Annotated in this window: 13 protein-coding genes; all 13 read right to left on the reverse strand. The window is 41.4% G+C overall.

Annotated elements, in window-relative coordinates; genetic code table 11:
* Positions 1-20: 20 nt before the first annotated feature.
* Entirely contained in the window at positions 21-932 is a 912-nt protein-coding gene (locus NSS70_RS13130) for a hypothetical protein (protein WP_144598142.1), read from the reverse strand.
* Positions 933-1007: 75 nt separating this feature from the next.
* Positions 1008-2303, reverse strand: coding sequence for a 3-phosphoshikimate 1-carboxyvinyltransferase (aroA, locus tag NSS70_RS13135; RefSeq protein WP_144598141.1), 1296 nt, complete (start codon positions 2301-2303; stop codon positions 1008-1010).
* Between the two features lie 16 nt (positions 2304-2319).
* Positions 2320-3420 carry a prephenate dehydrogenase gene (locus NSS70_RS13140; RefSeq protein ID WP_144598140.1) on the reverse strand — a complete coding sequence of 367 codons (1101 nt, stop codon included), beginning with the start codon at positions 3418-3420 and terminating at the stop codon, positions 2320-2322.
* A gap of 55 nt (positions 3421-3475) precedes the next feature.
* On the reverse strand, positions 3476-4558 hold the full coding sequence (gene hisC / locus NSS70_RS13145) for a histidinol-phosphate transaminase (protein ID WP_144598154.1): 1083 nt from the start codon (positions 4556-4558) through the stop codon (positions 3476-3478).
* 21 nt (positions 4559-4579) lie between these two features.
* The gene (gene trpA / locus NSS70_RS13150) at positions 4580-5374 is read right to left on the reverse strand and encodes a tryptophan synthase subunit alpha (protein ID WP_395994401.1); all 795 of its coding nucleotides are present in this window, start codon (positions 5372-5374) and stop codon (positions 4580-4582) included.
* Positions 5364-6563: a tryptophan synthase subunit beta gene (trpB, locus tag NSS70_RS13155; protein ID WP_133309193.1), complete on the reverse strand. Its 1200-nt coding sequence runs from the start codon at positions 6561-6563 to the stop codon at positions 5364-5366. Before trpB ends, trpA begins: the two co-directional genes overlap by 11 nt.
* On the reverse strand, positions 6560-7198 hold the full coding sequence (locus tag NSS70_RS13160) for a phosphoribosylanthranilate isomerase (protein WP_094246135.1): 639 nt from the start codon (positions 7196-7198) through the stop codon (positions 6560-6562). Before NSS70_RS13160 ends, trpB begins: the two co-directional genes overlap by 4 nt.
* Positions 7195-7962 (reverse strand): indole-3-glycerol phosphate synthase TrpC, encoded by a 768-nt coding sequence (trpC, locus tag NSS70_RS13165; protein ID WP_144598139.1) that lies wholly within the window; start codon positions 7960-7962, stop codon positions 7195-7197. Before trpC ends, NSS70_RS13160 begins: the two co-directional genes overlap by 4 nt.
* Positions 7955-8971, reverse strand: coding sequence for an anthranilate phosphoribosyltransferase (trpD, locus tag NSS70_RS13170; RefSeq protein WP_340881762.1), 1017 nt, complete (start codon positions 8969-8971; stop codon positions 7955-7957). Before trpD ends, trpC begins: the two co-directional genes overlap by 8 nt.
* Positions 8968-10482, reverse strand: coding sequence for an anthranilate synthase component I (gene trpE, locus NSS70_RS13175; RefSeq protein WP_327848139.1), 1515 nt, complete (start codon positions 10480-10482; stop codon positions 8968-8970). The genes trpD and trpE overlap by 4 nt, the downstream gene beginning before the upstream one ends.
* Before the next feature lie 237 nt (positions 10483-10719).
* A complete protein-coding gene (aroH, locus tag NSS70_RS13180; protein ID WP_063388656.1) occupies positions 10720-11085 on the reverse strand; it encodes a chorismate mutase in 366 nt (121 codons plus the stop codon).
* Positions 11082-12176 (reverse strand): 3-dehydroquinate synthase, encoded by a 1095-nt coding sequence (gene aroB / locus NSS70_RS13185; RefSeq protein WP_063388582.1) that lies wholly within the window; start codon positions 12174-12176, stop codon positions 11082-11084. Before aroB ends, aroH begins: the two co-directional genes overlap by 4 nt.
* Complete coding sequence (gene aroC, locus NSS70_RS13190) at positions 12176-13348, reverse strand: chorismate synthase (protein WP_063388583.1); 1173 nt, start codon at positions 13346-13348, stop codon at positions 12176-12178. Before aroC ends, aroB begins: the two co-directional genes overlap by 1 nt.
* Positions 13349-13351 lie beyond the last annotated feature (3 nt).

The following is a 13351-nucleotide window of genomic DNA, read 5'->3' on the forward strand; positions in this document are numbered from 1 at the left end:
CTAAAACTCCCCTTCTAAATTCAGTACTTGTTTATTGGCTGCGAATAAATATTGAAGCGTCCTGGTGCATTCAGCTGCACTTCTTTTCCGAACCCTGGTTTATAAAATATTTGTTCTCCTGCTTTCAAAACGCTTCCGTTGTGAACGATCACTTCTGGGTTATGATTATAATAATCTAGATAATTATTTTCTTCAACTAAATCGATCATCCGAAATAAATTATAATCAACATTGCTTCCGCTTAAAATTTCGCCGCGAATCGGATAAAGACCGATTTTCATTAATGCTTCTTTCGTAAGTGGGACACCGTTTTCAGGACATTCTTCCAATGATGGCAATTTATATTTTTTTACAATTTGCTGCCATTTGCTTTTCAACTGATGGAAGATGGATTGATCTTCTGAAGAAAAATGGGGAAAAATTGGAGTTTGCTTTGGAAATAAAGTCTCACGAATCCATTCCCATGGAACATCATCAAGCTCAGCAATCTGTTTAATTTCCACGATAATCACAGTAATTTTTTCTCTTTTTAGCATTCTGATGATTGAAGGAGTCAGCCGGTCGATTGGGATTTTTGCAGCGATCGCATAATCGATCGGCGAATTCATCATCACTTTGCGAATATGTTTTTTCTTTTCATCCCATTGTCTTTCAAACGGCAAATCAACAGCAGCTATTAAAAAGGTGCAGCCTTTTTGGATCAAATTTTTCACATATAATTTGAACGAATGGCTTTGTTCTAAATGCTGAATGTTTTGGTCAAGCATGACAAAGCCAGGTGTCATGAAATAGGGCGATCCGTCCATTTTCATAAATCGAAACTGATCTAATTGCTTTTCTTTAAAACGAAACTGATTTCCGTCAACGAGTATTGAGCGCGTCACAATTTGATTGTTTTCCATTAAACGAATTTGATCAATAATATATGCCATTTTCCCACCTCAATAGCTTTTTTAGACAAGCTATGAAAAGGTTGATAAAAATATGACAAAAACCATCTGACAAACTCAGATGGTTTTGGAAAGCAAATTCAAATGGTCAAAAAAAGCAGGATAGGATACACTGACTGCCTCGTGCTGCATTAATTCCACAGGTTCTTCACAAATAGTGCTGGCAATCGCGAGCATCATGCCGATGCGGTGATCTCCATGGCTGGAAACATTCGTTCCTCCTTTCAGCTTTGTTTTTCCGCGAATGATCATTCCATCGTTTGTAGCTTCAATATCCGCTCCAAGCTTTTTCAGCTCGCCGACAACTGTATCAATTCTATTTGTTTCTTTTACCTTTAATTCTTCGGCGTCTTTAATAACTGTCGTTCCTTCAGCCTGTGTCGCAAGAAGGGCAATGATCGGAATTTCATCAATCAGTCTCGGAATCAGCTCTCCTGAAATTTCGGTTCCTTTTAACTCAGATGTCCTGATCGATATATCAGCCATCGGTTCGGCAGAATCTAATGTAGGTATAATCTCGATCTCTGCACCCATATTTTCTAAAACATCTAAAATCCCTGTTCTTGTTGGGTTAATGCCGACATTTTTCAGCTTGATTGAACTGTCCGGAACAATGGCTCCCGCAACAAGGAAAAAAGCAGCGGAAGAAATGTCACCAGGCACATAAATATTGGCGCCTTTTAATGTTTGTCCTCCCTCTACCGAAACGGTCAAATTTTGTTTTTTCACATGGACGCCAAAGGCTGACAAAAGACGTTCCGTATGATCTCTTGATTGATACGGCTCCTCAACTGTTGTGGTTCCATCTGCTTGAAGACCTGCAAGCAAAATCGATGACTTCACTTGAGCACTCGCTACTGGGGATTTGTAATAAATGCTTTTTAAATTCCCGCCGCGCAAAGACAGCGGGGTAAAAGATCCGTTATTCCGTCCATCAATATGAGCTCCCATTTGTCTTAAAGGAGCTGTTACACGATCCATCGGTCTTTTCGCAATTGACTCATCCCCAATAATGCATGCATGAAAAGGACGTCCCGCTAAAATGCCCAGCATTAATCTTGTCGTGGTGCCTGAGTTCCCAACATTTAAAATGTTGACAGGTTCTTTCAGTCCGGAAAATCCTTTCCCTTCAATTGTTACATTCGTTCCTTCCTGTTTGATCGAAACCCCCATCTCTTTAAAGCATGAAATGGTGCTTAAACAATCCTCTCCAGTTAAAAAGTTTTGAATAGTTGTTTTTCCTTCCGCAATTGCCCCAAACATAACCGCCCTATGGGAGATCGATTTGTCGCCGGGAACTTCAATAGTTCCATTCAGCGAATGTTTTTTTGTCAAAACAAGCCCTTGATTCATATCTGTATCACCCCAACTACAGTATATATGTTTCATAATTCGTGTAGCGATCAATGCATTGTTTCGCCTTCATCCGGTCTTCATCCGACTGAAAGCTGATGCGCAAAACACCAAAAATTTCTTCACGCGTTTCTAAAATTCGAATATTTGTTATGCTAATTTCCTCTTTTGCTAAATAACCGGTAATTTCAGAAATAACCCCCGGATAATCCGGAACATCGACATAAAGGTCATAAAAGGACGGAATAGCTCCTTTTTCCCTTTCAGGCAATCCGTCTCGATATGTCTTCGCTTTTTCAAAATATGTATAAAGCTGTTCTTTATCGAGCTTCTCAATGAATTGTTTAATTTGCTTCATTTCTTGAATCCATTCATCAAACAACTCGATTAATACATCATGGTTGTGAACAATAATATCGCGCCACATAACCGGGTTGCTTGACGCAATTCGGGTAATGTCGCGAAATCCTCCGGCCGCAAGCCGCTTAATAATTGGAAACATTTCTTCTTTCTTTTCTGCCTGATGGACGAGGCTTGCCGCGATTAAATGCGGAAAATGGCTAATGACCCCGGTAATGGAATCATGTTCTTCAGGTGTCATGACAATAAATTGCGCTTTTGTTCCCTTTAAAAGCTTTTTTAATTGTTCTATTTTTTCCGGACGTTCGTTGCTGCCAGGCGTTAAAATATAAAACGCATTTTCAAATAAATGAGTTTTCGCTGCCGCAACGCCTGATTTATGTGAGCCCGCCATTGGGTGACCGCCAATAAATGTTACTGTTTTCGGCAAAGAAACGCTCGCATGATCGACAATTTTTTTCTTTGTGCTGCCGACATCTGTGATAATGACTCCTTCTTTCAAGCTTAGTTCTCCCAAAAACGTTAAAACGTTCAATGTTTGTTCAACGGGAGTTGAAATAATAATAACGTCCGCTGATTCAGCGCCTTCCTTAATAGATTCTGCTGATTGATCAATGATTCCCAATTTTTTTGCCATTTGCACTTGATCGTTATTTATATCATATCCGACCAATTGAACCGATGGATGCTCTTTCTTAATTGCACGTGAAATCGATCCGCCGATTAAACCAAGACCAATGATAAAAACTTTTTCCACAAAAAACCACCTGTTTCTGCTTTTTGGTAAAAAAAGAGGTGAGCATTCACCTCTTTTAGGAAAGTAGTTCCTTTAAAGTTTGAATCAGTGCTTCATTTTCCTCTTCTGTTCCGACAGTAATTCTCAGCGATGTCGGAAATCCGAGAGCTTTTCCTGAACGGACGATGAATCCTTTTTCAAGCAGCTGTTGAAAAAGCTCATCCGCATCCTTTTGAAAATCTATTAAAATAAAGTTCGTTTGCGAAGGGAAGTACTCAAGACCAAATTGTTCACAAAAATCATAGTATTGTTTGAGCCCTTCCCGGTTCAATTTTTTGCAGGTTTCGATAAAAGTTTGATCGTTTAGCGCTGCAATAGCAGCCTTTTGTCCAAGACGATTTGTATTAAAAGGTTCCCTTGCCGGCTCAATTAAGCGGATGAGTTCTTCATTTCCAATTCCATATCCTACTCGGAGTGCAGCTAGGCCGTATGCTTTTGAGAACGTCCGTAAAATTAATAGATTTGGAAATTGATCCAATAAGGCGACTGAATTTGGATAATCTTCCGCCGTCACATATTCGTAATACGCTTCATCAGATACGACAAGGACATCCTTCGGCACTTTGTTTAAAAAATTAATAAGCTCTTCTTCACTTATGTAAACTCCTGTAGGGTTATTCGGATTGCATAACCATACAATTTTTGTTTTGGAATCAATAGAGTCTGCCATTTTATCCAAATTGTGCCGCCCATCTACAAGTTCAATTTCACGAATTTCGGCATTTTCGATCACCGCATTATGCCGGTATTGGGAAAATGACGGTGACGCCATTACGGTATTGAAGCCTTCGCTCAAAAGTGAACGTGACAGAATTTGTATAATATTATCTGATCCGTTTCCGAAAATGAGCTGATTTTCTTTTACGCCTACATGCTTTGCCACCTGTTTTCGCAGCTCTGCACTACAGCCGTCAGGATAGATCGCAAGAGATTCAAGCTCCTCTTGTATCGCTTGTTTCACTTTATCAGAACAACCGTACGGGTTTTCGTTTGATGCAAGCTTGATCACCTTTGTTAGACCAAACTGTTCTTTTACTTGTTCAATTGGTTTTCCAGGTTCGTATGGTTTCAGCGACTTTAACTGTTCTTTTACCTCCAACCTTAACACCTCTTTCATCCCCTAATGGAGCAAACCGTGAATAAACCTTTCAAATTCCTGTAACCCGCTCTGTTTTGTATTCGCATTTGTGAGAAGCGGAATAAGCTTTTCAATTTGTTTAACAATCGCACTGCCCACAACGACGCCGTCACTTATTTTGAAAAATTTTTTTACATGCTCATTCGACGAAATGCCAAACCCGACAGCCACCGGAACTTCCGCATACTTCTTTACATGAGAGATAAAATCAGAAACGCGCTCATCAAATGATTGGCGCTCACCCGTCACCCCGAGAGATGAAACACAATATAAAAATCCTGCGGCGTTTTCAGCAATTTTTTTTATTCGATTGTAGGAAGTGGGAGCAACCATAGAGATAAAATAAATCCCATGCTCGTCACATTTTTTTCGCATCCATCCGCTTTCTTCGAACGGGAGATCAGGAATGAGAAGTCCTTCTAATCGATTTTTCTCCATTAAAGTAAAAAAGTATTTTTCTCCTAATTGTAGCACAGGATTGAAATAAGTAAAGAGAATGATCGGAATTTTTAAACCTCTTTCTTTCATTTTATATGCTAATTCCATCGCCTTTTCAATATTCATTCCATTTCTTCTTGCCCGGATGGATGCCTGTTGAATAACGGGGCCGTCAGCAAGCGGGTCCGAATAGGGAACGCCAAGCTCAATGGCTGACGCCCCGCATTTTTCTAAAATAAGGGCGAGATCAATGGTCAACTCTTCATTCGGATCTCCAGCTGTAATAAAAGGAATAAAAAGCTTGTCAAACTGTTGAAACATGCTTTTGTTAGAAACCATTTTCAACTCCCCCTTTCGTTTTCATCAAAGTGTGAACATCTTTATCGCCCCGTCCGGACAAACAAATTAAAATTGACTGTTCATTTGATAAAGTTTTTGCTATTTCAATTCCTTTTGCAACGGCATGAGCAGATTCAATTGCGGCTAATATTCCTTCTGTTTTCGCCAATGTTTCGAGTGCTAGAATCGCCTCTTCATCTGTAACAGATTCATAAACGACACGCCCTATTTTTGCTAAATAAGCATGCTCCGGACCGACACCCGGATAATCGAGGCCGGCAGAAATCGAATAAGGCTCAATAATTTCACCGTATTGATTTTGCAATAAGTACGTCATCGAACCGTGAATAACGCCTTTCGTCCCCTTGGTAATTGTTGCCGCATGTTCACCCGTTTCCACTCCTTTTCCTCCTGCTTCCACTCCAATAAGCTTTACATCTTCTTCTAAAAACGGTGTAAACATCCCGATCGCATTGCTTCCTCCGCCCACACAAGCTATGACAACATCCGGCAGCTTGCCAAACTCGTTGAAAAACTGCTCTTTCGCTTCATCTCCAATGATCCGCTGGAATTCTCTTACCATCATCGGATATGGATGCGGACCGACAGCTGAGCCCATTAAATAAAAATGGTCTTCACAATGCTGAACCCAATATCGGATCGCCTCATTCACAGCGTCTTTTAATGTTTTATTTCCGCTTGTAACAGGCACTACTTCAGCACCTAGCAGTTGCATCCGAAAAACGTTGAGGCGCTGTCTATCGATGTCTTCTTCTCCCATAAATACTTTGCAGTCCATGCCAAATTTCGCAGCGACAGTTGCTGATGCTACACCGTGCTGTCCGGCACCTGTTTCAGCAATAAGCTTCTTTTTTCCCATTCTTTTCGAAAGAAGCGCTTGACCAATGGCATTATTGATCTTATGGGCACCAGTATGGTTGAGATCCTCCCGTTTTAAAAAAATGTTTGCTCCCCCGACATGTTTTGTTAATTGGTCTGCAAATGTTAAAGCGGTCGGTCTGCCGGAATATTTTTGCAGCATTTGATGATATTGCTGTTGAAAAGAAGAATCACTTAATGCATCCTTTAATGCTTCTTCTAATTCATACAACGGCTTCATTAACGTTTCTGGTACATATTTTCCTCCAAATTCTCCAAACCTGCCATATTCATCAGGATATTTCATCAGCCTTTCACCTTCTCTATTAATTTTGCTATTTTTTCGACATCTTTTTTTTCATTTGTTTCAACACCGCTTGCAACATCAATGTTTTCAGCGCCTTTTTCAAGCAGCTCTGTTATGTTTTCAGGTGTAATGCCGCCCGCAATAAAACAAAGCTTCCGGTGATTTTTCGCCCATATTGTATAATCGGACACATTTGACCAGTCAAAAGCAACGCCTGTTCCGCCCCACATTCCTTTCACACGGCTGTCAATCACATATCCATCCACCCAATGTGAAAATTTTTCCATTTCCTCTATCACATGTTCATGATGAGGGAGAGCTTTCCAAACAGAAAGACCGAACTTTTCCTTTACCTGTTTTACAAATTCTTCATCTTCATCGCCATGCAGCTGTATGCAGTCTAATTCGACCGCTGCTAGCACATCCTCTAAAAATTGAATCGTCGGATGAACAAATACGCCTACTAGTTTTGGACGCATTTCTTTTGGAAAAGCTTCCATCCACCTGCCGACATCATTTGCCTTCACCTGCCGTCTGCTTTCAGAGGAAAAGATAAAGCCGATATAATCGGCTCCTTGATTGATGGAAACAGCTGTATCTTCAAATGTGCGGTTGCCGCAAATTTTGACGAGTCTCACTTTACACTCTCCTTAAACAGCTCATAAATTCCTTGTTCCGGATCTTTTTTCCGCATGAGCGACTCCCCGACAAGCACGCCTTTTGCTCCATATTCATACACCGTTTGCAAATCTGCCATCGTGCTTATGCCGCTTTCACTGATCAATAAAATATCTTTCGGCACATATTTTTGAATCGTTTCCAGATGATGAATATCCGTATGAAAGGTTGTTAAATCCCTGTTGTTCACCCCCAGTATATTCGGTACAAATATATCTAGTATTCTTTCAAGAGTCTCGACAGAATGGACCTCCACCAGCACATCCAGCTCTAAGCTGACCGCTTCATCCCAAAGCTCCTTTAATTTTTTTGGCGGAAGAGCCTCCCCGATTAACAAAATGGCATCCGCTCCGATCCATTTCGATTCATACACTTGCTTTTTATCGATAATAAAATCTTTGCGCAAAACAGGAAGTTTCACCTTTTCTTTAATTTCAGACAAAAATGCGGTTGACCCTTGAAAAAACTTTTGATCGGTTAAAACAGATAAGCAGTCTGCCTTCCCTCTCTCATATTTTTTTGCAATATCGACAGGATCGAAATCTTCACGAATGACACCTTTGGACGGCGATGCCTTCTTCACTTCCGCAATGAGCCCAAGAAAACGGTTCGGGTTTTGAAGAGCATCGAAAAATGATCTTTTTTCGAATGCTTTTTTGTCTAATTGCGTCAAATCAAGTTCTTTCACTTCTTGTTCTTTAACTCTTATGATCGTATCAAGCATAGCTCTCTTCCTTTCGGATGGCCAATCTCTTTAATTGCTGATAGGCGGTCCCGTCTTTTATGGCTGTTAAAGCCATCTGTACCCCATCAGAAATGTTTTTTGCTTTTCCTGCTACGTAAAGAGCTGCAGCCGAATTTAATGCTACAATGTTCTTCACGCTTTCATTTCCTTTATTTTTCAGTACTTCCTCTATCATTTTAGCACTTTCTTTCGCATCTGAGACTTGTATTTCTTCAAGCTTCCCTCGATTCATTCCAAATTGTTCCGGAGAAATCGTATATTTTGTTATGTTCCCATCTTTTAGTTCTACGACATCCGTTTCATCACTGATCGAAATTTCATCCAATCCGTCCCTTCCTGATACTAACAGCACATGCTCTGAACGGAAATGTTTTAATGTTTCAGCCATTTTCTCCGCATGCTCCAATGATGAAACGCCAAGCACTTGTCGTTTTGTATTGGCCGGATTAGCCAGCGGCCCGAGCAAATTAAAAATCGTTCGGAATCCCACTTCTTTTCTTGCTTTGGCAACATGCTTCATCGATGAATGATAGAGAGGAGCAAACAAGAAGCTCATATTCGTTTCTTCCAGGCTTCTTCTAGCTTCTTCAGGCGTTGTTTGGATTGGGATGTTTAAACATTCGAGCACATCAGCGCTGCCGCTTCTTGAAGAAACAGCGCGGTTTCCGTGTTTTGCGACTTTCACTCCCAACGATGAAGCAACAATGGCAGATGCGGTTGAAATGTTAAATGTTGATGCTCCATCTCCGCCCGTTCCGCAAGTATCAACTGCATTTTCAAATCCTTCAAGCTGAGTCATATTTTCCTTCATCGCTTTCACAAATCCCGTCATCTCTTCGACCGTTTCGCCGCGAAATCGTAAAATAGTGATGAGACTGGCAATTTGACTGTCCGGAACCTTTCCTTCCATGATTTTTTTCATAATATCTTCTGCTTCAGATGCTGAAAGAGTCTCACCATTAATGCACTTCTCCAATATATGCTTCATGCCCTCTTCCTCCCTTTTTCTAAAAACAATTGTTCTGCTAATTCGATCGTTTGAATGAGCGCACTCGCTTTGTTTCTTGTTTCTTCCCATTCTTTTAAAGGAACAGAATCGGCAACGATCCCAGCCCCCGCCTGGACATATGCCTTCTGATTGCTCAGCGTGATCGTCCGAATTGTGATGCATGAATCAATGCTTCCATCGAAGCTGATGTATGCAACAGTCCCCGCATAGCTCCCCCTGGCAGTCGGCTCCAGCTCATGAATAATTTCCATCGCGCGTATTTTTGGGGCTCCTGAAACGGTTCCGGCTGGAAAAGCCGAAATTAATGCATCAATCGGATGAATGCTTTTTCTCAATTTTCCTCTCACTTTTGAAATGAGATGGATAACATGTGAAAAATAAGCTGCATCCAGAAGTACAGGTGTTTTGACCGTCCCGTATTCAGCAACTCGGCCGATATCATTTCTTGCTAAATCAACAAGCATATAATGCTCCGCTAGTTCTTTTTCATCCTGCAGCAATTGGCGAACGAGTCTTCTATCTTCTTCCTTTGTTTTGCCCCGCTTTCTCGTGCCGGCAATAGGATGAATTTCAACATAATCGTCGCGAACATGAATCAATCTTTCCGGTGAACTGCCGATTAGCTCTTGGTTTGATAGTTTTATATAAAATAAATAAGGGGAAGGATTGATAATTCTTAAAATTCGATATAATTGCAGACCGGTTACCGATACTTGTTTTTCAAAGCGCTGCGAAAGAACTCCTTGAAATATATCGCCAGAACGAATATATTCCTTCATTTTTTCAACATGATGCAAAAATTGTTCTTTTGTATAATTCGATTCAAATCCGGCGAAAGAAACCGGTTCTTTGTTTGACGGGATGAAAATATTTCCTTCCGGCTTGACGTTTTTTAATTCATTGCGATATTGAAAAATGCGTTCCTTTCCCGCCTCAAATATTTGCTTCAGCTCTTGCTCGCTTTCGTTTCCTTCTAGCTCTCTATAATGAATAAATGTCAGCAGTTTTTCCTTGTGGCTATATGCAATGACCGTTTGGCAAATGACCAGTTCACATACAGAATGGGTTCTGTCAGCATGACGATGAGCTGGAATCTTTTCAAATAGGCTGACCGCATCATAATCGATTTTTCCGACAGCTCCGCCTGAAAACGGCACATCGATCGCCACTTTTTTTACATTGAAGCTTACCGTCATTCTATGAAACAATGCTGATAACGAAACATCTTTGTCCATGACCATCTGTTTTCGATTTTGCAGCTGGAACGTTCCATTTTCTTCCTTGATAAAATACATCGGCTCAAGACCGATAAACGAGAAGTTGGACCAGTTCGACTCGCTGTCATTGCTTTCTAAAATATAACAAGCATCGGTTTGCAGCGTTTGAAATATTTGGATAGGTGTCAGCATATCGACATGATATTGCTCGATAATGGGAACCGTCTTATATTTGCGGCAATCCTGCAAAAAATCTTGAAAGGTTGTTGCCATTGAAGTACTCACTCCTCCAAAGTATTTGGAGAATGAGTCATAGAGGATCGTTTTTGAGGGATGAAATTGATAATAAAAATGCCCAAAAACATTACGTTTTTGGGCAGTCGATCAATCTATCTTCCTAAACCACTCATCTATTACTTCCTCGACTCATTCTCAACTACCCTTAACTAAACTCAGCTCATTTCAGGTCATATAAAAACTTTCTTATTCGCCATATTATCGGATACAGCATTATTTGTCAACAAGATCCGGTCGTAAAATTTTTGCCTTCTCTAAATAAACATGGCAAATATCGTTTTGGGCGGCTTCTGTATTAATATGCATCATCACCCTTACGCATTTCTCAAGGGCGCCTTCAACGGCTATTTCCTGCATGCATGTCACAGGAACATATTTCCAGCCTTCAATATTTCTTAATGCTTTTGCAGGGAAGCAGGCATTTAAATCATTTGTCGCCGAAATAAACACGGAAGCTACTTGTTCAGGGGCAATGTTGTTTAATCGAATCATCTCCCTTAAGAGCCTCTCCGTGCTTTCAACAATCTGTTCTTCATTATTTTCCGAAACGGTGATGGCCCCTCTAACACCTCTTATCAAACGCATCCCTCCGTTCTCCACTCATTAAGAAATGAATATAATGTATGCGTGTCAAACGTCTTAAGTACCGGATTGCCGATATCCTCGAGAAGTACAAAACGAATCTGGCTATGTACCGTTTTTTTGTCTTTTTTCATTCGTTCGAGAAGCGATTCGGTTTGAATGGTTTCATCGATTTTGACGGGAAAGCCGATTTCGTTAAACCAATTTTTGATCGATTTATATTGAAAATCTTTGCGGAATATCTTTTCACTCAGCCATAGAGCAAACAGCATGCCGCATGCAACGGCATCTCCGTGGGAAATCTTCCCGTAACCTAACTCCGCTTCGAGCGCATGGCCGAGAGTATGACCGAAGTTTAAAAACGCCCTTTTTCCCGTTTCTCTTTCATCTTCAGCGACAATTTCTGCTTTCACTTCAATTCCCTTTCGTATAAACCATTGCAGTTGTTCGCTTGTTACATGATTCAACGAATGGATCGTTTTCATTAAATTTTCAACAAATGAACGATCATTGATGAAGCCGTGCTTCACCACTTCCGCAAATCCTGAGCGGATTTCTAGAAGAGGCAGTGTTTTTAAAAACTGTGTATCATAAATAATGGCATGAGGCTGATGAAAAGCCCCGATCATATTTTTTCCGAGCGGATGGTTAATGGCCACCTTTCCCCCGACAGCACTGTCATGAGCCAAAAGGGTCGTCGGCACTTGAATGAACGGAATTCCTCTCATAAATGTTGCAGCTACAAAGCCTGCTAAATCACCCACTACACCGCCGCCAAAAGCAATGATCACGGATTCTCTGTCCAGATTGTTTTCTAAAGCAAAGGTCAAGCATTTATAGTACGTTTCAAATGATTTAGACTGTTCGCCGCTCGGAACAACACATGTCAATACGTCCAAATCAAATGCTTTTAATACCGACTCTAATTTTCCGCCATACAGATCCTTGACTGTTTGATCAGTAATGATCAAAATTTTCGAAGGATTATTGCAAACAGACAGAAGCCATTCTCCGACATTATCGATAATTCCGTCTCCTAAAAAAACTGGATACGGGCGACTTTTCGTTTGAATCATCATCTGTTCCATTAAAATTCCCTCGCATATTGTTTCATACGTTCGATATTTTCCCGAATAAGGTCAATGCGATCAAGACCAAACTGTTCAACGATCGCTTTGGCTACTTCCCATGCAACAACTGCCTCCGCCACAACACTTGCAGCCGGGACTGCGCAGCTGTCCGATCGTTCAATGCTCGCCAAAAAAGGCTCTTTCGTATCAATGTCAACGCTTTGCAAAGGCTTGTACAGTGTTGGAATTGGCTTCATGACTCCTCTGACGACGATGGGCATGCCGGTCGTCATGCCGCCCTCAAAGCCTCCCAGATTGTTTGTTTTGCGATAGTATCCTTTCTCTTCGCTCCAAAGGATTTCATCATGAACTTCGCTGCCAAAACTCCGTCCCGCTTCAAATCCCAAGCCGAATTCAACCCCTTTAAACGCGTTGATGCTTACGATCGCTTGCGCTATTTTGGCATCCAGCTTTTTGTCCCAATGAACATAGCTGCCGACACCAGGCGGCATTCCTTCAACAATCACCTCAACGATGCCGCCGATGGAATCACCCTTTTCTTTTGCTTCGTCGATCGCCTTCATCATTTGCTGAGCCGCATTTTCATCTAAACAACGCACAGGTGAGTTCTCTGTCTTTTCCTTCAACTCAGCAAGCGTCGAATAGTCCAATTTTTGCGCACGGACACCGCCAATTTCAATGACATGTCCTGCCACTTGAATGCCGAGTTCAGACAAAATTTTCTTCGCAACAGCTCCTGCTGCCACCCTGACAGTTGTTTCCCGGGCAGAAGAGCGTTCAAGCACGTTGCGCATATCACGATGTCCGTATTTGATCGCCCCGACTAAGTCGGCATGGCCTGGGCGAGGTCTCGTAATTTTTCGTTTCATTTCCGCTTTCTCCGATTCGGAAATCGGCTCTGCCCCCATAATTTTCGTCCAATGGGCAAAGTCTTTATTTTCTACAACTAGCGCTATTGGTGATCCTAGCGTTTCGCCATGGCGCACTCCGCCTAGAATTTGCACCTGGTCTTTTTCGATTTGCATTCTTCGACCGCGGCCATAGCCTTTCTGTCTTCTTGCAAGCTCAATATTGATGTCTTCTTTCGTTAGAGGAAGCCCTGCCGGAACTCCTTCTATAATCGTCGTTAATTGCGGGCCGTGAGATTCCCCTGCTGTCAAATATCTCATACT

Origin of the sequence: Aeribacillus sp. FSL K6-2848, assembly GCF_038004325.1 — a bacterium.
Classification (GTDB): Bacteria; Bacillota; Bacilli; order Bacillales; family Aeribacillaceae; genus Aeribacillus; species Aeribacillus composti.